General features: G+C 49.7%; 18 protein-coding genes and 1 pseudogene. 16 read left to right on the top strand and 3 right to left on the bottom strand.

The genetic code is table 11. The features are described 5' to 3' along the window. Positions 1-115: 115 nt before the first annotated feature. Complete coding sequence (locus B212_RS0105805) at positions 116-871, bottom strand: hypothetical protein (protein WP_019909527.1); 756 nt, start codon at positions 869-871, stop codon at positions 116-118. A gap of 202 nt (positions 872-1,073) precedes the next feature. Here B212_RS0105805 and B212_RS0105810 point away from each other — a divergent pair, with 202 nt between their 5' ends. From B212_RS0105810 to B212_RS0105855, 9 genes are all read left to right on the top strand, one after another. Next, a complete protein-coding gene (locus tag B212_RS0105810) occupies positions 1,074-2,501 on the top strand; it encodes an ABC transporter substrate-binding protein (RefSeq protein WP_019909528.1) in 1,428 nt (475 codons plus the stop codon). Continuing rightward, positions 2,488-3,450: an ABC transporter permease subunit gene (locus tag B212_RS0105815; protein ID WP_019909530.1), complete on the top strand. Its 963-nt coding sequence runs from the start codon at positions 2,488-2,490 to the stop codon at positions 3,448-3,450. The genes B212_RS0105810 and B212_RS0105815 overlap by 14 nt, the downstream gene beginning before the upstream one ends. Beyond that, positions 3,447-4,280 carry a carbohydrate ABC transporter permease gene (locus B212_RS0105820; RefSeq protein ID WP_019909532.1) on the top strand — a complete coding sequence of 278 codons (834 nt, stop codon included), beginning with the start codon at positions 3,447-3,449 and terminating at the stop codon, positions 4,278-4,280. Before B212_RS0105815 ends, B212_RS0105820 begins: the two co-directional genes overlap by 4 nt. 15 nt (positions 4,281-4,295) lie before the next feature. Next, positions 4,296-5,843 carry a response regulator gene (locus tag B212_RS0105825; RefSeq protein ID WP_019909533.1) on the top strand — a complete coding sequence of 516 codons (1,548 nt, stop codon included), beginning with the start codon at positions 4,296-4,298 and terminating at the stop codon, positions 5,841-5,843. Positions 5,844-6,414: 571 nt separating this feature from the next. Further along, positions 6,415-8,262, top strand: a complete 1,848-nt coding sequence (locus B212_RS0105830; protein ID WP_019909534.1) for a histidine kinase — start codon at positions 6,415-6,417, stop codon at positions 8,260-8,262. 483 nt (positions 8,263-8,745) lie between these two features. Beyond that, positions 8,746-12,186, top strand: coding sequence for a DUF5695 domain-containing protein (locus B212_RS0105835; RefSeq protein WP_019909535.1), 3,441 nt, complete (start codon positions 8,746-8,748; stop codon positions 12,184-12,186). Positions 12,187-13,318: 1,132 nt separating this feature from the next. Continuing rightward, positions 13,319-13,627, top strand: a complete 309-nt coding sequence (locus tag B212_RS0105845; RefSeq protein ID WP_019909538.1) for a DUF6809 family protein — start codon at positions 13,319-13,321, stop codon at positions 13,625-13,627. Positions 13,628-14,115: 488 nt separating this feature from the next. Next, the gene (locus tag B212_RS0105850; protein ID WP_084673243.1) at positions 14,116-15,948 is read left to right on the top strand and encodes an acyltransferase family protein; all 1,833 of its coding nucleotides are present in this window, start codon (positions 14,116-14,118) and stop codon (positions 15,946-15,948) included. Between the two features lie 116 nt (positions 15,949-16,064). Next, complete coding sequence (locus B212_RS0105855) at positions 16,065-17,678, top strand: sensor domain-containing diguanylate cyclase (protein ID WP_019909540.1); 1,614 nt, start codon at positions 16,065-16,067, stop codon at positions 17,676-17,678. Between the two features lie 103 nt (positions 17,679-17,781). Here B212_RS0105855 and B212_RS0105860 read toward each other — a convergent pair whose 3' ends face one another. Both B212_RS0105860 and B212_RS0105865 read right to left on the bottom strand, forming a co-directional pair. Continuing rightward, positions 17,782-18,309: a PadR family transcriptional regulator gene (locus B212_RS0105860; protein ID WP_019909541.1), complete on the bottom strand. Its 528-nt coding sequence runs from the start codon at positions 18,307-18,309 to the stop codon at positions 17,782-17,784. Between the two features lie 68 nt (positions 18,310-18,377). Further along, positions 18,378-19,529: a YhgE/Pip domain-containing protein gene (locus tag B212_RS0105865; protein WP_019909543.1), complete on the bottom strand. Its 1,152-nt coding sequence runs from the start codon at positions 19,527-19,529 to the stop codon at positions 18,378-18,380. A gap of 197 nt (positions 19,530-19,726) precedes the next feature. On the opposite strand from B212_RS0105865, the gene B212_RS0105870 reads away from it, so the two are divergent. The 7 genes and pseudogenes from B212_RS0105870 to B212_RS0105900 all read left to right on the top strand — a co-directional run bounded on the left by B212_RS0105870 (position 19,727) and on the right by B212_RS0105900 (position 24,124). Continuing rightward, a complete protein-coding gene (locus tag B212_RS0105870; protein WP_019909544.1) occupies positions 19,727-20,173 on the top strand; it encodes a hypothetical protein in 447 nt (148 codons plus the stop codon). Between the two features lie 477 nt (positions 20,174-20,650). Then, positions 20,651-20,944, top strand: a pseudogene (tnpA, locus tag B212_RS30860) (IS200/IS605 family transposase); the annotation flags it as partial. Positions 20,945-20,967: 23 nt separating this feature from the next. Beyond that, the gene (locus tag B212_RS0105880) at positions 20,968-21,528 is read left to right on the top strand and encodes a PadR family transcriptional regulator (protein ID WP_019909546.1); all 561 of its coding nucleotides are present in this window, start codon (positions 20,968-20,970) and stop codon (positions 21,526-21,528) included. Positions 21,529-21,552: 24 nt separating this feature from the next. After that, positions 21,553-22,074: a hypothetical protein gene (locus B212_RS33015; protein ID WP_019909547.1), complete on the top strand. Its 522-nt coding sequence runs from the start codon at positions 21,553-21,555 to the stop codon at positions 22,072-22,074. 135 nt (positions 22,075-22,209) lie between these two features. Continuing rightward, positions 22,210-22,608 (top strand): Rrf2 family transcriptional regulator, encoded by a 399-nt coding sequence (locus B212_RS0105890; RefSeq protein ID WP_019909548.1) that lies wholly within the window; start codon positions 22,210-22,212, stop codon positions 22,606-22,608. A 22-nt stretch (positions 22,609-22,630) separates the two neighbouring features. Further along, positions 22,631-23,539, top strand: coding sequence for a class I SAM-dependent methyltransferase (locus B212_RS0105895; RefSeq protein ID WP_019909549.1), 909 nt, complete (start codon positions 22,631-22,633; stop codon positions 23,537-23,539). Between the two features lie 156 nt (positions 23,540-23,695). Next, positions 23,696-24,124, top strand: a complete 429-nt coding sequence (locus tag B212_RS0105900; RefSeq protein ID WP_019909550.1) for a GreA/GreB family elongation factor — start codon at positions 23,696-23,698, stop codon at positions 24,122-24,124. Positions 24,125-24,209 lie beyond the last annotated feature (85 nt).

A 24,209-nucleotide genomic window follows, 5' to 3' on the forward strand; every position in this document is an offset into this window, starting at 1 on the left:
TAGAAATAAGAGCTGCTCAGTCCGTTTACAAAGAGGCAGACTCTTCCGATCTGGAGATGATTTCGTCCGTGGGGCCTGGATACGCCTGCACCGTGATCTGCACGCACTCATCCGTTCAGCGGAGAATTGTATAAACTCCAACATTTAGAGTTTGAGGATCTACCGGAAGGTTGCTGTTAGAGGACTCCTCAGTATTAGTGAAATCAACTTGACCCGACCCCATTTGCAGTAGTCCGCCTTTAGCAGGTGAAGCAGCCCGTTTTTCCTTAATGCTTTTTATTTTTTCATCAAAAACTGATTTGGATATTGTATTCTCTGTGCGGAGGCTGCTTGATTTAGCGTTGCTGCTGTTCAGATCAACTATCCGTTCCCCTGTTATGCCGTTGATGTACAGAACATTTATACCATATCTAACGTCGCTAACAAGCTTCACCTCTTCTCCGTCTTTAAGGGATGATTGTGCGGCTGACAATGGCTGCTCATAACTTACATTATTCGAAATGTTGAATATCTCCCACGAGCCTGAGTCATTGTTTGCATAAATTGTTCCTACAGCTATGTGATTCACTTTTATTGAAAAGATATAACCTGCAAAAACTAACTCACTGCTAGTTGGATCATCAGATATTTTGTAATAAGCCGTTCCTGAACTTAATTGTGCATGTTCAAAATCTTCTTTGTCTCCGACTCCGTATTCTGATTTCACAACATTCAGCGAATCCATATACTTTAATTTGAATTCATTTTGTATATTTGTTTGTATCTGATCACCCGGAGTCGGCGCAGAAGAGTCAGTAAAGATGAAGCTGCTAAAGTTGAATAACAACAAATTAATGATGAGGAAAAAAGAAAAATAACATTTCCTTTTCATTTCATATAGCCTCCTTGCATTAATTTCAATAAAGAATAAAGTTCCCTGCTTTGAAGTGTAACCCTTTATTTATATACGATAAAATAATCCACCATTATTAAAAATTTGGAATTTATGTTTGTAAGCGCATTCCCTATGATGAAGTCAGGAACCAAATCAACAAATTATAGCGTGTGCTACAAAACTCATAGGGAGGGTTATGATGAAGCGCAAAGGAACAGAGCGGGGAAAAGCACGGTTTTGGCTGTTGACAGGCATTTTGCTGGCGGGAACGCTGCTGGCGGGGTGTTCAAGCTCCGGCGGCAATAAAGAGGCCGACCCGGCAAAAACGGGAAGCGATCAAGGTACCGCAGAGCAGTCACAGGAGCCTGTAACGCTGAAATTTACGTTCTGGGGCAGTCCGCAGGAGAAAGCGGCGATTGAGAAGGCAACGCAGGCGTTTACGGACAAATATCCGAACATTAAAGTGGATGCCATCCATATCCCGGAAGCGGATTATGATGCCAAGATTACAGCTATGGTGGCTGGGAATGAAGCGCCCGATCTGGGGTATATGCATGGCGAGCTGGCAGACCCTTGGCAGAAGGACGGCAAGTTCGTCAATATGTTCGAGCTGCTGGATAACGACAAAGAGCTGAAGCGCAGTGATTTTCTGGATTATATCTGGTTCAAGTCCTCGGAGGATTTCGCCTATGGAATTAGTACAGCCGGTGAGACATTCGGATTGTTCTACAACAAGGACCTCTTCGATGCGGCCAAGGTGGAGTATCCACCAGCTAAGCCGGAACAAGCCTGGAGCTGGGATCAGTTCGTTGAAGTGGCGAAGAAGCTGACTCTCGACAAAAATGGAAAAAACGCCAGCGATCCCGGTTTCGACCCGAATAATATTAAGCAATATGGGGTTTCCTTCGAGACCTGGCATGGACCCGTCCATGCGACAGTCATTAACAATGAAGGGGAATGGGTGACCAAAGACGGCAAATTCGGGTTCAGCCAGCTGGAAGCGGCGGAAGCGATCCAGCGCCTGGCGGATTTGATCAATGTGCATCATGTCGCGCCTTCGCCGGTGCAGATGAAATCCATCCCTTCCCAGGCGGTTGCGCTCCAATCGAAGCTGGCAGCCATGTCGATGCACGGGCAATGGATCAATCTCGATCTCGGTGCGGCAAAAGTCAACTATGACATAGGTGTACTTCCGAAAATGAAGCGCAGTGTGCCCATGGGCATCAGCGGGGCTTCTGTTATTTATAAGTCCAGCAAGCATCAGAAGGAAGCCTGGCTGCTGACGAAATTTCTGGAGAACCCGGAAGGCGCTATTGATCTGTATAAAGGCGGACTCTGGATGCCTACGATGACCAAATGGTACACCGATCCTGCGCTTGTGGCGAAGTGGGCAGAGAATAATCCGGCTCACCCTTCCGGCTTCAAGGATGCGATGATGAACAATCTGCTGAAGAACGGAGTTCCAAATGGCTCTTACTATATTAAAAATTTCTCCAAAGTCAATGCGATCACCTTCTCCGGCATGGATGAGGTATGGCTCGGCCGGAAAACCGCCCTGGAAGCGATGAAGGAGCTGGAGCCGAAGATCCAGCCGGAAATCAAAGGACGTTATGATGTCACTCCTTGATCCAATAACAAATGCGGCGCAAGCCCGCAAGCCTCTCAGACGCTCCGGCAGCAGGCAGCGTGCTGCCAAGGAGCTGCGCTTTGGCCTTCTGTTTGCTTCACCGGTGCTGGCGGGATACCTGCTGTTCGTGCTTGTTCCGATTGCCGCAAGCATATATCTCAGCTTTACCAACTATAGTGTAGGGATGGTGCCGAAATGGATTGGCATCGACAATTATAAGACACTTTTTACCGGTGCTGATCCTTTCTTTTACCCTGCGGTCAAAGCCACCTTCTATTATGTTTTTGTCAGTGTGCCGCTGGGCATTATAATCTCCTTTTTTGCTGCGCTGCTGCTGAATCAGAAAATTGTAGGTAGATCTTTTTTTCGCGGAGTATTCTATTTGCCGGTCATTATTCCGTTAGCCGCTTCTTCAATGGTATGGATGTGGCTGCTGCAGCCGGATTTCGGCATTGTCAATTACTTGCTGGAGACGCTGCACCTGCCCACTTCGCAATGGCTGGGAGACACAGGCTCGGTAGTTCCGACCTTGATCCTGTTCAGCTTCTGGACACTGGGCAATACGATCGTGATTTTTCTGGCCGGGCTGCAGGGAATCCCTTCGCAGTTGTATGAAGCGATCGAGATCGACGGCGGCAACCGGCTGCATAAGCTGATTTATATTACCATTCCAATGACGTCGTCCATTATCTTTTTCAACACGGTGATTGCGTTTATCAACGGGTTTCAGGCTTTCGTCCAGCCTTCGGTAATGACTCAGGGCGGGCCGAATAATAAAAGCCTTTTTTATGTGCTGTATCTGTTCAATGAAGGGTTCAAATCCTCCCGGATGGGCAGTGCCAGTGCGATTTCCGTGCTGCTGTTTGTCGTGATTGCGCTGTTTACAGCTCTGATCTTCTTCTTCTCCAAATCGCTCGTGTATTACGAAGGGAAGGGGGAACGGCAGTGAAACGGCAATCGTTGATTAACACAATCGTCATCTATCTGCTGCTTGTTATAGGAAGCTTGTTTTGCCTGTTTCCTATCTTTTGGATGGTTCGTACGTCACTGATTGACCTGGGAGAACTGTATCAGATTCCGCCGGGACTGATTCCGAAGGTATTCAACTGGGATAATTTCCGCACGGCGCTGGACGCCTATCCGTTTGGCCGTTTCTTTGTCAACAGCGTAGTGATTACGTCACTTGCTATCGTGGGCGTGCTGCTCTCCAGCTCGTTATGCGCCTACAGCTTTTCTCGTATCGACTGGAAAGGGCGAGACAAGGTGTTCGGGGTTATTTTAACCGGACTTATGATTCCTTTCTTCGTAGTCATGATTCCGCAATATGTGTTCTGGAACGCGCTTCACTTGACGGATACCTTCGTTCCGCTGGTAGCGCCCGCATGGTTCGGCGGAGGGGTGTTCAATATTTTTCTGCTGCGGCAGTTCTTCCTGGGCATTCCGCGCGAGCTTGATGAAGCGGCCAAGGTGGACGGGGCGGGACATATCCGGATTTATTGGAGGATTATCGTTCCGCTGGCGAAACAGGCGATGATTGTGATCGGCCTGCTGACTTTTTTGGCCAATTGGAATGATTATCTGGGTCCGCTGGCGTTCATCACATCTGAGAAAAATTACACGTTAATGCAGGGACTGACGTTATTCCAAGGCTCCTATTCGGCCCAGTGGAATCTGATGATGGCAGCGACAACGGTAATTGTTATTCCTTCGCTGGTCATTTTTCTGCTTGCGCAGCGGCATTTCATTGAAGGGATTGCGATGACCGGGATCAAAGGCTGATAAGGGGTGAACCGTTTGTACGATATTTTGCTGGTCGATGATGAACCGGCGCACCTGTCCGGGCTGTCCGGGATGCTGCGCCGCCTGCGCCCGGAATACGGCATTGTCACAGCAAGGAATGGCCGGGAGGCGGCGGATCAATGCAGCACCCGCAGCTTCCAGATCATCATCACCGACATCAGGATGCCGCTTATGGACGGACTGCATTTCCTGGAGCAGCTTGCTCCTCAGTCCACTCCGCGCCGGGTCATTTATTTAAGCGGCTACAGCCATTTCGAATATGCGCAGCAGGCGATGAGTCTCGGGTCCTTCGAATATATGCTGAAGCCGCTTGATCCGCTCAAGTTCATTTCGGTGCTGGAGAAGACGGAAAAAAGCCTGGAGCAGGAGTACGCCACCCTGCACAAATACGAACGGCTTGCCGTCAGACTGAATGCTGCGGAGCCGGCATACCGCCACCGGCTGCTGAACAGATGGCTCGAAGGCGATCACCTTACGGCAGATGACCAAGCGGAAGTCCAGAGCATTCTTGGATTCGGCGGCAGCGGCAGTCTGCTGGTGCTCTGTACGGAGGGGGGAATTTCACCCGGTGAGGTTATGGATTTATTGCGCCCCTATGGTCTGAGTGCGGGCTTTGCCCCCCGCCTTGAGCCGGGGCTGCTGGTTGTGGCAAGCGGCGCACAGCCTGACGCGGATATGCTTCAGATGCTCGCGCAGCTTGGGCTGACCGTGGGGATCAGCACTCCTTCAGAGCATTTAATTGATGATGTGGCAAAGGCTTATGCCGAAGCCACTTATGCAGCCACACGCCGCTTCTATGCGCAGCCTGGCGAGCCTCGGGTATATCGGGCGGCAGAGGGCGGGCTGGATGCCGGGCGGATGCTGGCCTCCGACTCGCGGATTGCAAGCATGTTATGCGAAGCGGTTACTTGCTGGGATGGGACTGCCGGGCTTGAATCCGCAGCAGAGGGAGCGGTCTCCCGGCTGCTTGGAGATACGGCTCCGCCCATGCCGGAGGAGCTGCTGCGGGAAGTCAGGCAGCTTCTGTTCCAGGTAATCTATGACCTGGAAGGCTTACGGGAGGAAGTGAGGGGAAACCATCTGCAGCAGGCCTCCTGCTTCACGGATGGCATAAGCAGCTACCCGGAGCTGATTGCTTTCGCAGCCGGGCTGTTGGAGCAGATCGCCCGCAGTGTGGCCGAAGCGAAGCGCGAACGGAAGGCAGGCGTAATGTCCCGGTGTCTTGATTATATTGACAGCCACTATATGGAGGACCTGTCCCAGGAAACGGTCGCGGCCAGGTTTCATTTCAGCTCCGGCTATTTCTGCCAATATTTCAAAAGCCGGCTCCATATGACCTTCAATCAATATGTGACGAGACTCAGGCTGCTGAAAGCCAAAGAAATGCTGGGAGGTTCAAACGTGAAGGTGTACCGGGTCGCTGAACAGCTTGGGTATCACGATGTGAAGTATTTCAACCGTGTATTCAAGAAGGAAACAGGCCTCACGCCGGAAGAATACCGCGCCTTGACCCGCAGCAAGAGTGAATTCAATATAAGCTGAACTATAGAGTTTCATATTAGGGTCTGGTCGTAACTGCGGGGAATGCTTGGACTTGCGGCAGTTCTGCCCTTTTTATGTTTTCTTTAGTTCATAGCTTGTACAGCATCAGTTCTAAATCTGTGGCTTAGGACGGAGCCTCTGTGGTTTGGGGAGAGAGGGGCTCATCGTATCCATCCTCCGGTTCCTTGCGGACCATAAAGCCCTTATTTTCCCGAAAGGGATACATTTAGCGAGCTAACGGACCGTGACGCGCTTATCGTCTCTTCGGCAGGTAGCTTTGGGGTGAATGTCCGCCCATAAAGGCGCTGGAGTCCGTACATTTGCGGAAAAAGGATTTGCAGTAGAAATAAGAGCGGCTCGGTCCGTAAGAAACGGGTAGACTCTTCCGGTCAGGAGATGATGCTGTTCGCGGGGCCTGATCCGCCAGTGTGATCACTATGCCCTAATGGAGCATCGTTTGAATCGCGACATTCAGAGTCTGACAATCTACTTCTGCCAGGACAGATATACAGAGCCCGGAAGGAAGGGTCCATTAGCGACCTTGCCTTTCCGGGCTTCCTTTGGAGGAATTATGGCCGGATACCGATTTAAGAACAGTACAATCCGCAATTTGTGGAAAAATATGAAGCTGCGAACAAAGCTGATCCTCTGTTTTGTACTGCTGATCTCGGTTCCTTCGGTGACTAACGCCGTTATCAACTATAAGACAAGCTCAGACATCATTGTCAGCAATGCAGAGGACAGCATCCTGGAGATCGTAAGGAAGAAAACCGAGATTAGCGACCTGATGCTGAATACTATCGAATCCAGAACCATCGACCTCATCTCCGACCCGGATTTGTTCACGCTGTTTAACCGGCAGCGGCCGCAAAGCGATGTTGAATTGCTGCAAATGGACCGTAAGGCCACGGGAATTCTGAACAAGTATTTTCGCAACGGGCAGGATTTCTATACGGTACAGCTTGTTACCAGCTACTATAGCTTTGGAGGCGGGGCCACGTCGTATACCAGCAATTCCACTTTTGTATCGGTTCCTCCGCTTGGGTTCACGCATTCTTATATTTACCAACAAATCGCAGAGGCAAAAGGGAGCCTGCTGTGGTTCCCTACATACGACTGGACAAGAATATTCGCACAGCCGGAGCTAGGCGGGATGGACGCCAAATTCCGTATGGTCTTCTCTACAGGACGGCTGCTGAATATCTCTCCCATCATAGACGGTATGAGCCGAAGCTGGCCTCAGGAGGTGGAGCGGCCGGTGCTGCTGATTAATTTTAATGAAGAGTATTACCGGCAATTGATGGCTCAGACGGCTGCCGTGCAGGGGTCTTATTTCTATGTGGTATCCAGGGAAGGGCAGATCGTCACCCACCCGGACAATTCACTGCTAGGCATGACGGACGGGAATAAGTGGTATAAAAATCAATTCAAATCCGCTTCCGGCACTGCACTCGTCAACGCAGGCAAGGAGGATGTATTGATTGGTTATGCTTCTTCCGCCGTTACCGGCTGGGTAACCGTATACGTTGTCCCCTACCGCCAGTTGCTCCGCAACCTGCCCACCGTCAGCTATACGGATCTGTTGGTTACGCTGGTGCTGCTTCTGCTGTCGGTCGCCATTTCTTATGTGATTTCCAGCCACCTGACGAGGCCGATCAAAAGAATCATGGCGGCGATTCAACTAACCGGGGCCGGTGACTTCTCCACCAAGCTTCCCGACCAGTCGCAATTGGAATTTCGCATTCTCGTCAAGCGGTACAATCAGATGAATGAGCGTATTCTTGAGCTGATAGAGGAAAATTACAAAAGCACCAGACGCGAAAAAGAAGCAGAGATGCTGGCGCTCAACCTCCAGCTTAATCCCCACTTCCTTTACAACACGCTCAATATCATCAATTGGATGGCTCTGGAGCGGGACGAAAATGAAATCAGTCAAATGATCGTCAGCCTCTCCACCATGCTCCAGTACACCGTCAACAACGGACAGGAGGAGGTGCTGCTCGTGGATGATCTGAACTGGCTGAAGAGCTACACTCATATTATGGAGAAACGTTATGCGGGCATTTTACAGATTCAATATGATGTGGAGGATATGCCACCCGGTACCGTTGTTCCAAAGCTGTTCCTGCAGCCTATCGTTGAGAATGCAATTATCCATAGCATGGAGGCGGCTGAGCGTGACGGGCAGATTATGATTACCGGGCGGAAAGCTGGGGAGCGGCTGTATTTCTCGGTCTCGGATAACGGAGCCGGGATGTCCAAAACGCATATCGAGGCGCTGCTTATCCATGATGCCGGAGGCATTGGGCTGAGAAATGTCAGAAAACGTCTGAAATTGATGTACGGCGATATGGCGGAGCTGCAGATTCAATCCGAGATCGGGGCGGGAACGGCCGTGACCGTAGTAATTCCTTTTTAAACTCGCATGTTTCCTGCCTATTCTCCAAATAACCTGCTTCTTAGCTTAATGTTTTTTGGCTATATAATGAATAAGGGTTTGATGTAAAACTCGTATAAGTGCAAACATCCTTTTATAAGGGTATTCTCTAAGAAATGGGGTGTTCAAGTATGGAAGCCAACAATGATTTAAGGAAGCTCATTAAGTTAACGGGAGAGCGTGCAAAGCTGGACGCGAAGGCAAACGGAACTTATGTTGTCTATAAAACTTATAGTTCATTTATATAGCAGGTTGAAATGATTAAAAATAAGGTTGGAATTTATGATTTTCTTTTACGGTACAGCATGTATTATTGTAGATGAATTGCTATATTTTTGAAATATCGCAATTGAGGGCAAAAAAACCAAGAGAGGAGGAGAAACCGGTAGATTCATAGAAGGCTTCGAGCAACGTAGAGGAAGAGGAAACGTACTGTACATTCCGATTTCCAAGGAGGTTCAATCTATGCTGGAGAAGATTCAAGTCCCATTCGTGAAAAGGACATCTTTAAGTGTAATCTTCATTGCTGCAGCCTTAAGTTTTCTATGGTTTGCCCGACCTGCTTATGCATATGATTTGTCAAACAGCACCTTCCAGATCAGCACCGGATCAAACGGCGACATATCCAGCCTGAAGCTGACCGGAGACAATTTTCCCACCAACTACGTTATGAATGCAAGCAATGCCCCCAACCAGAACACAGCGGATCATCAATGGCTTGGCGAGCTGATGTTCACCTACCGGCTGAATAACGGCGCCTGGACCAAAGCCTGGACCAGCAAGTCGGCCGATGCCCGCACGCAGAGCCAATCCGGCAGCTCAGTCAACATTGTCTATCAAAATTCCGGCAATGCCGAAGGAATCCGTAATTTCCGGGTGAATGAAAGCTATTCTCTTGTAAACGATTACTTGCTCTGGCAGATTCAAGTGACCAACACCAGCTCACAGACACTGGAGATCGGTGACTTCGGCCTGCCGCTTCCCTTCAATGAATTCTGGACCGGAGGAAGCAATGAGCAGATTTATGAGACACGCGTGGTTACGCAATCCTTCATCGGCAATAACAGCTCTTATGTCACTGCACAGCGGCCAAGCGGCATCGGTCCGTCCCTCCTGCTAGTCCCTGATGCCACAAGCGGAGCAGGTTTTGAGTATATGGACAACTGGCGCATCGAGGATCATCCCGGCAGCAAATGGGCGGGCGATCAGGGGGGCTGGGTGGAAGGTCTCTCGGTCTACTACATCCACTCCAATGTAATCAAAAGCACCGGCAGAGGCTACCTGCCCAACAGCAGCCTGACACTCGCGCCGGGAGCAAGCAAGACGTATGGCTTCAAATTTTTCAAATCGGCCAGCGAGCAAGCCACCAAGGACCGGCTGTATTCCGAAGGGCTGATCGACACCACCGTAGTTCCGGGCATGATTGTGCCGGCCAACCAGACCGCCAAATTCGATCTCCGCACCTCCAAGACGATCACTTCCGTTACCGCACAATATCCGTCTGAAACAACTGTAACCTCGCTCGGCACAACCTCCGGCGACCACAAGCTGTATTCGCTGCAGATGAGTCACCTGGGCCAGAACAACATCACTGTTAATTACGGCAGCGGGGAAAAGACAACTCTGCAGTTCTACGCCATCGAAGCGGTGGATGCGGCACTCCAGCGTCATGCGACCTTCATGGTGAACAATCAGCAGTGGAACGTGCCGGGAGATATCCGGGATAAGGCGTTCGACGACTGGATGATGCAGACCAACACCAAACGCAATAACTTTGCAGGGTACTGGGGTTGGGGCGATGACTGGGGTTACACGCATGCCCAGTTCCTTGCCGAGAAGAACGTCCAGAAGCCAATCGCCTCCGAAATCACTGCACTGGATCAGTATCTGGATATAACGATTTGGAAGAATCTGATGGCTGACCATCATACCGATTATCTGGTGCCCGACTTCCTCATGGCGCCGCCGAACACTACCCCAACCTACCGGGGGTATGCTTACCCGCATATTTACAACACCTATTTCAGCATGTATAAGATTTCCAAGCTCTATCCCGGCCTGATCACCTACAAAGAGCCGAGAACCACTTATCTGCTGCGGGCCTACAACATTATGAAAGCGCTGTATGACGGGCCTGTCGCCTACAACTGGAACACCGGTCTGATGGGAGAGGTGACCACACCCGATATTATCAAAGCCTTGCAGGATGAAGGGTACACCACCCAGGCTAACGACATCATCGCGAAAATGAATACCAAATACAACAATTTTGCCAATACCACTTATCCGTACGGCTCGGAATACAACTATGACAACACGGGTGAAGAAGCCGTTTACATGCTTGCCAAGATGAAGAACAACACCACCATCAAGAATAAAATCAATACCAAAACCCGCGCGGTCCGCGGCAAAATGCCTGTCTGGTATTTCTATACCGATCCGGTGACCATCAACGGGGAGCCCTGGTGGCAATTCCAGTACACGGCCTCTCTGGCCGGTACCGCAATGGATGATTGGGTGCGCAACAATTCCTCGACTCCAGAGGTTGAGCAGCGGCTCAGCTACGCAGCCAAGCTTGCCAATCTGAATGCCATCAACTCCGGTCAGATCAGCAGCGATCCGGCGGATATCGGGGCTGTGTCCTGGACGTATCAAGCCATGAAAGGCAACAATGGTGCGCTCGGCCTTGACGGCGGCCCATTGTTCAACGGCTGGCGGGGAATGTCCGGTGAAGCGGATCTCGGTTTGTTCGGCGCAATCAAGCTTCTAAGCTCCGATGTGGCTGTTGACCCGATCTTCGGCCTCTACGGGTATGGCTGCGAAGTAACCGACAGCGGCAGTAATTATATTGTCATTCCTAAAGACGGGGTATTTCAACGTCTGAATCTGATCACGGAAAAATGGGGCATGACCCTGGAACGCGACAGATACAGCCTGGCGACAGTCGCCAAAGCGAAGAACGCCGTCAGCTTCACGCTCAGCAATATAACGCCGGGTACAGCCCACACCACAAAGGTGGCATTTAACGGGCTTGCCGCCGGAACCTATAACGTAACCATCAACAATGCGGCCTCCGGCAGCTTCACGGCAGCAGCCGGCCAGACGGCAACAGCCAGCCTGAATATCGGTACGGCTGCAAGCTATGATGTGAAGATTGAGCAGGGAACGCCTGCTCCGGTGTCAAACATCATCGTCAAATACAACATGAACCAGACCTCGGGAACAACGGTTACGGATTCCTCGTACGGCGGTAACCATGCAACGCTGACGGGAACGACTTCCTGGGTTGCCGGCCGCACCGGAGCAGGCAATGCGCTGAGTCTTAGCGGCACTAGCGGTTACGCCACTCTGCCTGCCGGAGTTGTCAGCCAGCTTAGCGACTTTACAATCTCGGCCTGGGTACGGATTACAGCCAATAGCGACTGGGCGCGAATCTTTGATTTCGGCACCGATACGACGACTAATATGTTCCTGGCTCCTCAGATCGGGGGAGGCGGCATGCGCTTTGCCATTACAACCGGAGGCAACGGTGCCGAAGAGCAGCTTACGGCATCTGCTCCGCTTGCTGTAGGGCAATGGAAGCATGTGGCTGTGACATTGTCGGGCACGACGGGCCGCCTGTATGTTGACGGCGTGCAGGTTGCCGTCAATACCAGCATGACGCTGAAGCCCGCAAGTCTCGGCAACACCACTCAGAACTATATTGGCAAATCCCAATATGGCGATCCCAACCTGAACGGTGCGGTCGATGATTTCATCATCTACAGCCGTGCGCTCAGCGCCTCCGAAATCGCCTCCCTGTTCAGCGGAGCAGTGATTCAGAACGCTGCCCCGGAGAGCGCCGATGTGCTGACTTCCCAACCGCCTGCTCAAGAAACGGAGGGAGCGCAGCCCGCAGATCATTAAGGATGAAGGGGGTGTCTCGAAAGCCTTGAAACTGGCTGGGACACCCTACTTTAAAATAGGAGAATTCATAAATGAAGATACGTATGAAGGACTAATTGATATTCCCTTAAGCCTAAATTTGTACACATATTTTCATAACGACCCAGTATTCTATTTTTCCGAGGAATAATATAAATAGGCAATCAATGGGTTTAGAGGGGACGCATTCTTTAGAGAGTGTGTCTCTTTCTATATTCTGATAGTGGCAGGGTATTAGGGGCATGCCCCTAAAAGCGAATTTGTATATCCCGATTCAGGGCTTGCTACAACACGAGACATACTCTGACCTGTCGAGAAAAAAGAAGGGGGCTAAAAACGAGTGGATTGACTTTTTGTGTCTACAATATTATATTTATTGTGGACACAAAAAGTGAGGTGAAGATATGTCGTCCAAAAAGATGGGGCGTCCTCCATCTGACAATCCCAAAAGCGACATTATTCGGATACGTGTCGATCAAGCTACCTTGAGTAAACTTGATGCATGCACAGAAAAGTTGAATACTACTCGTTCGGATATCGTTCGCAAAGGGATTGAGAAGATGTATGATGATCTCCAAAAATAAAGAAGGAAGCGGCGCGTCCCGCGAAGAACACCGCCACTTCCTGAACGCAATCGCCAAATGAGCAGATCGCATAAATATCCTATCATGTGCAGCAATCTCATTCAAGCGACGGAGATAAAATCTGAGGGCAATCGCTTACGAAATGAACTAAGAACAGGGAAAACAAGTGAAACGGTAAGATTGGCTGGTCCGATCAGAAATAAAAGCAGAAATGCCGTTGTTGAAGCGAGATTGGGCGGTTCGATCTGAAATAACGGCATACATGCCGTTGTTGGAGCGAGATTGGATGGTTCGATCTGAAATAACGGCAGAAATGCTGTTGTTGGACCAAGATCGGATGGTTCGACCAAAAATAACGGCAGAAATGCCGTTGTTGGGACGAGGAGTGGTGAAGTGGGGAAATTCCACCTCAGTTACCTGGCAAATAGGGTGAGCACTTCCGAAACCATTATTTCCTAAAACTTTGAGTACAGGGGTTTGAAAAAATCCGTAAACGATTGCCCTGGAAAAAATCTCATAGGAGGTTGAGCATGAATTCCATTCTAGAAGCACTATATAGAGGGCAATTTCATCCCGAAGAGGCGATTGTACCGTCTCATCCTGAATATCGACCGTTAAGACGACAAATTGCAGCTATGACGGAACAATGGAAAAAAAGACTGAGCGAGGAAGAGTTTTGTGAGCTTGAGGAATTGTTCGACTTGTGTGACAGGTCTGATGGTATGCACATCGAAGCAGCTTTTCTTCATGGATTAAAGCTTGGGTCCTCTATTATGATCGAAGTAATGACCGCACGCGAGGAGTTGGTTCAGAATGCTTCTTCGAGCAAGTCATTATGACTAAACAGCGACTCAATGACTTCTGTTTTTGGGACCTTCAAGGGTAAATTTCTTGATTTGATAGGAATAGGGACTGTCCTGTCAAATTTAAATGGAATAATAGAATACAAGTTTGATGAAGAAGATATAGATTGTGGGATAGTTTTCCCGAAATATCATGGTATATATGTAGGAACAAATGAATGGAGTGATGAAAGCCCTATAACCCACATTAGTGTTTATGATCTTTACTTGGCTTGATAATAAAGAGACGTAACGATCTTTTGAAAAAAATATCATCTTTTAAAAGTCTTTGTGAAATTTCCTTTTGTGTTAAAGATATATTTACAAGAATGGGTGGCTTCGGTCATCCATTATTTTTTTTACCTCCAGCATTACAGAAATAAACGCTGATCTTAACCAATTTGCAACTTGTTTCAGTTTTCGGGTACTTATAATTAACTACACAGACTATCGTATAAATTCAGACAAGGGCAGGTAAGGGCAGCATGGAAGAGTCAAAGGGTTCAAGGGTCGCACGGATACATAACCGGAAAACAGCAGATAGTAGAGCATATATAACAGGCTTGGACGGAATTAGAGCGCTGGCGGTATCTGCAGTTATTCTATATCATCTTCATTCCGACTGGCTGCCGGGAGGACTTCTCGGGGTCGGTATTTTTTTTGTGCTGTCAGGCTATCTCATTACTACTATTCTATTGAACGGCTGGGAACGCAGTGGAGACCTGAATCTCAAGGATTTCTGGATAAGGCGTGTAAGACGTCTCGTTCCCGCGATGCTGGTCATGATTGCCGGGACCGGGGCCTGGATTGTACTGGCTGCCCCCAGATTCTGGTCGCCCTACATCAAGGATTTGCCCGGGGCTTTACTATACGTAAGCAATTGGGAGTTCATTGCGCGTAAAGTATCCTACTTCGACAGCTTTGGGCCGCAATCGCCGCTTGGGCATCTCTGGTCGCTGGCGGTGGAGGAGCAGTTCTATCTGCTGTGGCCGCTGCTGCTTGCCGCCGGACTCCGGTATATGCGCAAGATGAATTCTCTGGCTCTACTTGTTATTATACTTGCGTCTATATCGGCATTGGAGATGCTGCTTCTGTATAATCCAAGTGCAGATCCAAGCCGCATCTATTATGGAACGGATACCCGGTTATTCTCCCTGCTGACCGGCGCAGCGCTGGCGCTGGTATGGCCTTATCAAAAGCTGAAAAAAAAGGTTTCGATTCAAGCGGCCCGGATTCTGGATTATGCAGGGGGAGGCGGTCTGCTGCTGCTGGGCTTGGCTTGCTGGTATACGAACCAGTATCAGCCTTTTTTGTACAAGGGAGGTCTGTTCCTCCTGTCGTTGATCTGCGCAGTGATGATTGCCGCCATCGCTCATCCGGCCAGCCGGATTGCATATCTTCTGGAATATAAGCCTCTGAAGTGGATCGGCGTGCGCTCCTATGGAATGTATCTGTGGCACTATCCTGTCATTATTTTGACAACCCCGGCTGCGGCATTAGGCGAGACTACTGTCCTGCGGGCATTGGTTCAGGTATCGCTTACTGTGCTGCTTGCCGCTTTGTCGTGGCGGTATGTGGAAGAACCCGTTCGGCGCATGGGAATGAGAAGAGCATTGCATAAGCTGCGGAGCCTTCTGACCGAGAGAAGGTTCAAGGGGGATGGCGCGGTCAAGGCTAGTCTGCTCCTGCTTGCAGCCGTTATTATTGTAATCAATTTCAGAACCTTGGATGCTAGAAAAGAAAGCAGCGAGGCAGCGTCTGCCGTGCAGCCGGCACTTCAGCAGCCGGTACCCCAGCTCCCTGATAAGCTTCCCGCCAAAAGCGGCGGCAATGCCGGTAACATCCCCTCCATCACCGCAATTGGAGATTCCGTCATGCTGGATATTCAGCCCTATCTGGAAGCAGAGCTCAAGGAGCGTTTCGCGAATGTGGTAATTGACGGTAAAATCGGGCGCCAATTATGGGATGCTGCAGATCTGGTAAACCAATTGCGCAAGGAAGGAAAATTAGGCAGCTATGTGATTGTCGAAATGGGAACCAACGGGGCATTTACGAAGAAGCAAATGCAATCCCTGATCGCTGCTCTTGGAGACAGCAAGCAAATTTTGCTGGTGAATACACGTGTACCGAAGCCCTGGGAGCATGCTGTCAATGAAGCGCTGGCTGATGCCGCAGCCCAAAATCCGACAATCACATTGGTTGACTGGTATGCTGCCAGCAAAGGGAAAACATCCTATTTTATCGAGGATGGCGTTCATTTAAATAAGCAAGGAGCCCAGGCGCTTACTTCACTTATCGAGAAAAGCATCAAATTATAATCTGACCGTATGCCCGTTCCATTGGTTCGCAAGATCTCACGGATCATTGTCGAATAACAGCTTATTTTGTTGTATTATGATCTTAACGAGTTGCAGGAACCAGGGAGGGTTATAGTGTGCTGACATTGAGAAGGGCAGGGCCGCGCCGGAGTAAGAAGCTTAGCTTCACTTCGCTGCTTACAGGCCTAGTGACGCTGGTGGTTCTGCTTACCTCAAGTATTCTTCTGATCGGCTCTTACGAGTCCAAGAAACAATCATTGATGGAGACGACGCTCCATCTGAACTACGCCAGTGCTAACCGCATGTCGAAGACAATGGATTCCTTATTTCAATCCATGCGCGCCAGTCTGGAGTATAATGCCGCTGAACTCTCCGGTATTGATGCCATGACACCGTGGCAAGTGGACAATAGCCTGGAATTAATGCGCAAGAGCAGCAATTTCTTCAACTCCATCGCAGTGGTCGGCAGCACCGGGCTCGTCCGCAACGTAGAGCCGGGCGCAATAGGAACGGCAGGCAAGCATATCACTTCCGAAGCCGCAACGGAAGCCTTGTCGCTGGAGCAGCCTTACCTTTCCGCCCCGTACATGACTCCTAACACAAAGCGCTTAATCGTATTTATGAGCCAGCCGGTTTTCGGGAAGACGGGTACATATCTGGGTATTTTGAGCGGTACGCTGTATCTGCAGGAGAATAATGTTCTGTCCCAGATTTTCGGCAACAACAACGTGAATGATTCCAGTTCTTATTATTATATTGTCGATTCCAGCGGTCATTTGGTGTACCACCCGGACAAGCAGCTCATCGGAAAGGACGTCAGCAGCAATGAGGTTGTCCAGAAGCTGATGAAAGGGCAAAGCGGGGAGCAGCAGGTGCGCAACACCCTTGGCACCGAGGTGCTTGCAGGGTACTATAGTGTTCCCGCGAACGGCTGGGGAATTGTGGTCGCCTCTCCGATCAGTATCATTCATAATCAACTGATGAGCCACATTCGGACCATTCTGGCTTATTCGTTATTGCCATTTGTGATTCTGCTGATGGGCGTCATTCTTGTAGCGCGAAGACTGGCACGGCCTTTTGTCTCTCTGGCCGATCTGGTAAGCAAGGTGGGCAAGGAGAAGGTTGTACTGCCGGAAGTAAAGCCGCATTGGAGCCGGGAGGCCGATTTGCTGACCAAGGCTGTCCTTCTTGCCGTGGCGGAAATTCAGAAACAGACGGATACATTAACCCAGGAAGCCGCAACAGATGCTCTAACCGGCTTGAAGAACCGGAGATCACTTGAGCTTACGATAAATCAGTGGATAGCGGCAGGCAAGCCGTTTTCGCTCATTGTGCTCGATGTGGACAAATTCAAATTCGTTAACGACACCTATGGCCATCTCACCGGCGACGAAGTGCTGAAGCATGTGGCCGGAGTTATTGTCTCCTCATTGCGGCCGGACGATGTCTGCCACCGCTACGGGGGTGAAGAGTTCGTTATTCTGCTGGCCCGAACCAAACCGGATGAAGCCTTCAATGTAGCCGAGCGGGTCCGCCGCGCACTGGAAGTAAGCCAGATGCCGATTCCGGCACGGGTTACAGCCTCCCAAGGCATCGCCCATTATCCGCAGCATGCGTCAGAACCGGGGCTGCTGCTGGAGAAGGCGGACCGGGCATTGTATCTGGCCAAAAGCAACGGCAGAAACAGGACTATGTCTGCTGAAGATGGGACTATTACCCGAAATGCATAAAAATATACAAACTTAAGCCCCTCATCAATGCTTATCAATTAAAGGCACTGGTGCGGGGCGGGAGCGGCGCTGGCGATGTGCTTGGCTAATCCGGGCTCCGCGATCAGCTCCGTACCTCGATCAGCAGCTTTTGCAGCCAGGCAATATCATTTTGAAGGCTTTGATGGCTGTGCTCTGCCATGAGCTGAACAGCTTTTTGCTGGGTATCTGGGGCATCCGATAACTTAGAATCAGCACTTTCAATTAGCTGCAGCTTTTTGTTCAACCGGCTGATGCTTGCTTCTATGATAAATCCAAGCTTTTGCCGGTCCACCTTATCTAGAAATAGGAGTGAGGAATATAATGAAGTGATGTGAGTGAAGTTTTGGAAGATCGCATAGATTTCCTCAGCCAGTGCCTCGCGTCCCTTATCCGTTATCCCGTAGGTTGTTTTTTCGGGGCGGTTGTCAGTCTGTATAACCTTGATTTTTTGGATAAACCCCTTTTTTGTAAGCACTTCGAAATTATAATACAACGTTCCGTCGTTTATGGAGGTGTAGTGGTCCAACGGCTTGAAGACCTGTTTCTTCAAATCGTAAGGATGGTGCTCCCCCTCGCTCAAAACCCCCAGAATAAATATCTGCAGCGACATGTAAATCCTCCTTCAATGTATATCAAGAAGCCGGCAGGCCTTATTTAGGGATGCCGGCTTCTTCTATTTTACATGAATAGAGGTTGTGGCGCAGCATCCTTGCTCATTGCCGTATAAGCTTTAAAATAATGGATTACTGCATTTACCAGAAGTGCTAAGAGGGTGATCAAGCCAAGTCCGAGCAGCAGTCCGGCCGTTCGGCCCCCTCCGAACAGCGTATTATAGTCCAGTTGGACGGTATAGTACATCAGCGAAACATGGCTGACAGCTTTGAAGACTCCCGGCATCATGACCTGTGGCAGGACTGCGCCGCTGGCGATGGTCTGAACCAGCATAAGCGGGAGATTCAGCAGCATGCCTCCTTGACCCATCAGCAGGCAGGGAATGCTTGTAAATTGAATCGCGGTGAACAATTCCAGAGCGTGCAGCAGCCACATGTGTGTGAAGGTTCCGGCACTATAGCTGTGAATGGAGAAATAGATGCCAAGTCCGAACAGCGGAGCTGTCAGGGAGAGAATGACATTGACTCCTTGGAGAGAGAGGAAGGCCTTCCATTTGCCAAGCTTGCCCTTAAGCTGGTTCAATGCGCCGACGGACATCATGGAGTAGATCATCGCCCCCACGTAGCTGGCCATCGTTAAGAACATTGGAGCCATCTGATTACTCATGCCGGCAGGCTGCGGATTTGTGATTACCACGTTGGAGCTTACTTTGTCTACGATGCCTTCGGCAATTTCCTTGGATTGCGCCGCGGGCATTTTCATATTTTGCAGTACGCCTTCAATGCTGCTGGTTTGCAGCTCGGCACTGATTTTGGCGGTAAGCTGTGACACTACATTTTGCACAGTACTGTTAGTAGTGGCCGGATTGGACTGGTTGATGTAATAATCCAACTTTACTTGCTGGTCCTGAACGTTAAGCTTCTGTGTGAAATCCTGAGGGATGTGCATAATCAGGTAAATATCCCGGTCTTCAAGCTTCTTCCGGGCGGTCTCCAAATTATTATACGTCAGCACATGAAAAGGAAGCTCCTGCCCAAGCTGTTGAACAAATTTCTTCCCGTACTGCTGATCCTCATTCACAATAGCTACGGATAGCTTATCAATGTTCTTTGGAACCGCACTATACCCGGACATGAAAATTCCAATCATTATGATCTGGTAAAAAACCATCATAAAGAGGCCGCTTGCGATCGCTTTATTCTTGAAAAAAGATTTCATTCTCCAACGCCACCTTAATACTTTATTTATATTACTTTAATTAAAGTAATACTTTTCATGAAAACTGTCAACGGTTTCGAAAATAATCATAAATGGACAGCAAATCGCCCATTGACACAGTTATATCATCTTGATATTGTTGTACTATATCATCATGATATACTGTGATTCACTCATCATAAACATTGGAGGGTAATATGAGAAAGTATGGAATACAATTTTCGCCGGTGGGGCTTTTGTTCTACGCATTGCAGTTACTTCCAAATATCATTTGGATGCTGATGCCTCCAGCAAATAATGTGCTTTCCAAAAACAGTTCTTCCTATAATATACTTAATATTATTGAGGGATTATTTGGTGTACTGACCGTTATTCTGATGATTTTTCTGATACATAAAGGTGAAGGCAGCAATAGTACCCTTTATATGGGGATGGCAGCCTTGTTTTTGTTGTTATATTATATTTCTTGGATTTTCTACTATAGTGGAGTCGTTGCTCCGTGGTTACTTATCATTGGAATTGCTTCCATGCCGCCTTTATATTTCTTTTTTGTTGGGCTTTGGATGAATAACTATATTCTGCTCATTCCCTGTGCTATTTTTGGTATTACTCATATTGTGATTACTAGCATGAACTATTTATAGTTTTTGCGTAGGGCTGCAATTTTTATACTAGTAGAGTGTCAGATTTACAATGGTGGAGTAGGGGCGTGCGATGCCCGAAGGACGGAAGGCGTGGAGCGCTCCCCCTCAGGTGTCCCCCCTCCCAGAAGGGTTCGTTCATAAATTGGCGATTGGCTCGGCGTTACGGACTGAGGTGCGCTTCATTCCGATGAGAGTCACGGCTTGGGTAAGTTACGGACACCACAGAACACCACAGGCCTTATGATCGAATATTCTGCGCCTAAACGTTCCTTGGAGAGACTATAAGGGCCCGTGGGTCCGCTAAGCTGCAACAAGTGGCGTTTTTTTGAAAATAACGGCTCTCAGGTCCGCAAGGAGCTGACTTCGCTGCTGCTGTTTCTCTTCACCCACCCCTGTGTGCATGGCCTCACCTACAGATTTAGCTCTGCTGCTGGACTACATTTCTACCGGTTGCATTGTTGCTGTATTAAATTTGAATTGATACAATCGGCATATGCAACAACAACCGTATCGCTCATCAATTATCATTTTGTTTTTTGCCCACGATACCGCAGAAACGTATTGACAGGGCAAGCAGAAGTGCGATTTAAAGAACTTGTACAGGAGCCTTGCACGCAAAACGATTGGCCCATTGCTGCTATGGAAGTGATGCCTGACCATGTTCATCTATTCCAGAACGTACTGCCAAACGATGCTCCAGCAGACATTATGGGGAAATTGAAAGGTGCAACATCGAGGAATTTGCGTCAAGAGTTTGCAGAACGCAGCCATGCGGAGGGAGTATAAGCAAAGAGATGCCCAAGGAAAATACGACGGTCTACATTATATTAGGACTGCTCAACCATGAGGACCTTAGCGGGTATGATATCAAGAAGAGGATAGATGTGATGATCAGCGGCTTCTGGGAGCTCGGCTACGGGCAAATTTACCCTACTCTGGCGAAGCTTGTCACGGAGGAGCTGGTGGTGAAGCAGAAGGGCGCCGGCTCCAAGGGACCTGACAAATACATCTATGCCATTACCGATAAGGGGCGGGAGGTGCTGCGGGAATGGGTGCAGTTGCCCGGGCAGAAGGAGTACACCAAATATGAGATCATGCTCAAGCTGTTCTTCGGAAGTCTGGTCCCGGATGAGAGCAATCTGGCGCGGATTGATGAATTCAAAGAACGCCATACGCAGAGTCTGCAGATGATTCAGATGTTCAAAAGCAACCTTGAGCCTATTCTTCATACGGAGAAGGATCATTTATACTATTACCTGACGGTTCTCTTCGGGGAGCATCTGTATAAGGCCTATCTGAATTGGGCGGAGGAGGCGAAGGAGCTTCTGGGGCGTGAGCTGGAGGAGGACGAATAATACTTTACGGGGAGTGAATGTCATATGAAAAAGCTTGCTGCCGGATTCCTGGCCGGGGCGGTACTTATGGTAAGCACACAGGCAATTGGTGCCTCAGTGAGTCTAGTAGGCAAGAAAATTCAGGCGGAATACACCGTAAAGGTATACGGTAAAAATTTGGCTGTTCCGGCTATTGTGATCGACGGGAAAAGCTACGCCCCGGTAAGGGCCATTGGCGAGCTGGCAGGGTACAAGGTTACGCTCTCAGACAAGACCATCAGTTTCGATGAGAAAACGGACAAGTCCTCAGCTTTGCCGGCCGACAGGAACAAAGGCATCACTATTGGACCGGTGCCGACACCGACCCCGGACGCTGAAGCAGTGACAGTCAAAAGTGCGATCAAGGCGATTGACAGCAAAATTGATATTGTAGTGGATAATATCCTGACCACGAGCAGCAAGCTGAAGCTGGATTCCGGCAACTCTGACTTGAAGGACAAGCTGGAGCAATACAAGGCGGAATATGCCGAGCTGCTGAAGCAGAAGGCTCAGGAGCTGGAGAAGTGACAGGCGCAAATGACAGGCGAAAATGACAAACAAGGGGCATTTCTTCAGCGGCAGCAGACGGAGAATGCCCCTTGTTTGCTTTTTGCTTAATTGAGAGTTATTATAGATATGTAAAGTCTGTAATGGAGGTGGCATATGAAATACTCAAAGGCAACCGATTATGCGCTGCATACGATGCTTTTTCTGGTGTCTGCCGCTCCGAACAAGCCGATAGGGGTTCAGACATTGGCAGAGCGGCAGGGGGTATCGCCCACCTATCTGTCCAAGATATTAACCAAGCTGGTCAAGGCGGGGTTGATAGAATCCGCATCTGGAGCTAATGGCGGGTACCGGCTCAAGCGCAAGCGGGAGGAGATTTCTTTTCTGGACATTATTCATGCCATTGAAGGCACGGCGTCGCTGTTTGATTGCACACTTAATCATTCCAGTGAATGTCTGATCCAGAGGGAAATGGTTGAAGCGGAGCAGCAGATGGAGCGGTATTTGCAGAACAGGAAGATCTCCGAGCTTGCCGGAAAAATAACGGTGGACTGACCCAGGAAAGGGATGAGCCGAAATGAATAACGAGTTATTTAATGCAGCCGTATGGGAAAAGGACTGGAAGGAGGACCCGGCGGCGATGGGCAATGTCCTCAAGAAGTCCGGGATGGACCCGACGCATGGGTTTGACCACAAGGCACAAGCTTTTAACGAAGAGGTGTTCAGTGCAGCGGGAAGACGCAGAAGCGAGCGGATTATCGGCTGGCTTGAGGGCCAGGGGGTGGATTTCTCCGGGCTGTCTGTCCTTGATGTGGGCGCGGCCTCGGGCGGCTTCACGGTTCCTTTCGCCGAGCGGGGAGCGCGGGTTACAGCCGTTGAGCCTAACCTTCCGTTATCCCGGCTGTTTCTGGAGAATACATCCAAGTTCGCGCCGGGCCGGGTGGAGCTGGTGCATGAAGCTTTTGAGGAGGTGGATATTGCCGCCAAAGGCTGGATGGGAGCCTTCGACCTCGTATTTGTGTCCATGTGCCCCGTGGTTGTCGATTGGGAGAGTGTGGAGAGGCTGCTTAGCTGTGCGCGTCAATATTGCTATATTAGTCTGATGGCGGGGCGCAGGGAGCATAGTCTGATGAATGAGGTTGTCCCGTTGCTGTCCGGAGAGAAGCTGGCTATAGAGAGCTCGGATATGGCTTATTTGAATCATCTGCTGTATCTGAAGGGCTATTCCTTCGAGTCGCTGGTGACCCGTGAGATGAAGACCGGCGAAGCCGCCCGCGAAGAAGCCATAGAGGAAGCGATGCAACTGCTGAAGCATCACGGGCTGCCCGCAGATAATACCTCCCGCAACATTGTTACAGAGTATGTTCACAGCACTTATCCTGACGGCAAGGTCGCCATCCGCCAGGGCGGACGCTTTGGCAAGGTGCTGATCCGGCTGCAGGAGCTGAATATGTACAGCAGAGCGGAGAGCGGTAAGCGCGGTTAAACCGGCCGGACCTTGTATTTCTGACAAAAGATGATATGTTATAGGTAGATCCCCACCGCGGGATCTATTTTACTATTACGGAAGGAATGATGGAAATGAGAGGGCAAGATCAGATTTTCGAGCAGGACCGGATGAAGAAGGCAGGTGAAATCTACTATGAGCCATAGTCTGATTACGTTTCCCATGCGTGAGGAGCTTGTGCGCCAACTGGTATATTTCGATGAGCATATGTTTGCCATACTTGACCGGATGGCACAGGAATCGGCTGCGGAAAGAGCGGAAACCCGGGCGATGATCAAGACTTATCAAGAGTGTGTGCAGCGGATTCTGTCCGGTGCCGGCGATGATCTGGAGCGCTCCGTAGTGCTTATCGGCTCTTGGATATCTCTGAAGATTGGCCCGGAGACGCTGAAGGAGTCTTACACGATTGTAATTCCGGAGGACACCGGACTGGATGAGCACTGCATTTCACTGTGGTCTCCGATGGGCAGGGCGCTGCTCCTGGCTGAACCCGGTGAGACGGTAACGGTTCATACGCCCTTGGGCAGCGATCAGGTGCTGGTGCTGAATAATATGTACGTTTAGGACAATAAGAGGTTTACGCTAAAACGGCTGCGCCGTCCATTCAGGGACGGCGCAGCCGTTGCTGCTTCTACTGTTCAAGCTGGCT

Origin of the sequence: Paenibacillus sp. HW567, from assembly GCF_000374185.1 — a bacterium.
Classification (GTDB): Bacteria; Bacillota; Bacilli; order Paenibacillales; family Paenibacillaceae; genus Paenibacillus_AQ.

What these genes read in the sequence shown, in the direction of transcription:
- B212_RS0105805 (WP_019909527.1), bottom strand. Translation starts at nt 871, where the DNA reads ATGAAAAGGAAATGTTATTTTTCTTTTTTCCTCATCATTAATTTGTTG.
- B212_RS0105810 (WP_019909528.1), top strand. Translation starts at nt 1,074, where the DNA reads ATGAAGCGCAAAGGAACAGAGCGGGGAAAAGCACGGTTTTGGCTGTTG.
- B212_RS0105815 (WP_019909530.1), top strand. Translation starts at nt 2,488, where the DNA reads ATGTCACTCCTTGATCCAATAACAAATGCGGCGCAAGCCCGCAAGCCT.
- B212_RS0105830 (WP_019909534.1), top strand. Translation starts at nt 6,415, where the DNA reads ATGGCCGGATACCGATTTAAGAACAGTACAATCCGCAATTTGTGGAAA.
- B212_RS0105835 (WP_019909535.1), top strand. Translation starts at nt 8,746, where the DNA reads ATGCTGGAGAAGATTCAAGTCCCATTCGTGAAAAGGACATCTTTAAGT.
- B212_RS0105845 (WP_019909538.1), top strand. Translation starts at nt 13,319, where the DNA reads ATGAATTCCATTCTAGAAGCACTATATAGAGGGCAATTTCATCCCGAA.
- B212_RS0105850 (WP_084673243.1), top strand. Translation starts at nt 14,116, where the DNA reads ATGGAAGAGTCAAAGGGTTCAAGGGTCGCACGGATACATAACCGGAAA.
- B212_RS0105860 (WP_019909541.1), bottom strand. Translation starts at nt 18,309, where the DNA reads ATGTCGCTGCAGATATTTATTCTGGGGGTTTTGAGCGAGGGGGAGCAC.
- B212_RS0105865 (WP_019909543.1), bottom strand. Translation starts at nt 19,529, where the DNA reads ATGAAATCTTTTTTCAAGAATAAAGCGATCGCAAGCGGCCTCTTTATG.
- B212_RS0105870 (WP_019909544.1), top strand. Translation starts at nt 19,727, where the DNA reads ATGAGAAAGTATGGAATACAATTTTCGCCGGTGGGGCTTTTGTTCTAC.
- B212_RS0105880 (WP_019909546.1), top strand. Translation starts at nt 20,968, where the DNA reads ATGCCCAAGGAAAATACGACGGTCTACATTATATTAGGACTGCTCAAC.
- B212_RS33015 (WP_019909547.1), top strand. Translation starts at nt 21,553, where the DNA reads ATGAAAAAGCTTGCTGCCGGATTCCTGGCCGGGGCGGTACTTATGGTA.
- B212_RS0105890 (WP_019909548.1), top strand. Translation starts at nt 22,210, where the DNA reads ATGAAATACTCAAAGGCAACCGATTATGCGCTGCATACGATGCTTTTT.
- B212_RS0105895 (WP_019909549.1), top strand. Translation starts at nt 22,631, where the DNA reads ATGAATAACGAGTTATTTAATGCAGCCGTATGGGAAAAGGACTGGAAG.
- B212_RS0105900 (WP_019909550.1), top strand. Translation starts at nt 23,696, where the DNA reads ATGAGCCATAGTCTGATTACGTTTCCCATGCGTGAGGAGCTTGTGCGC.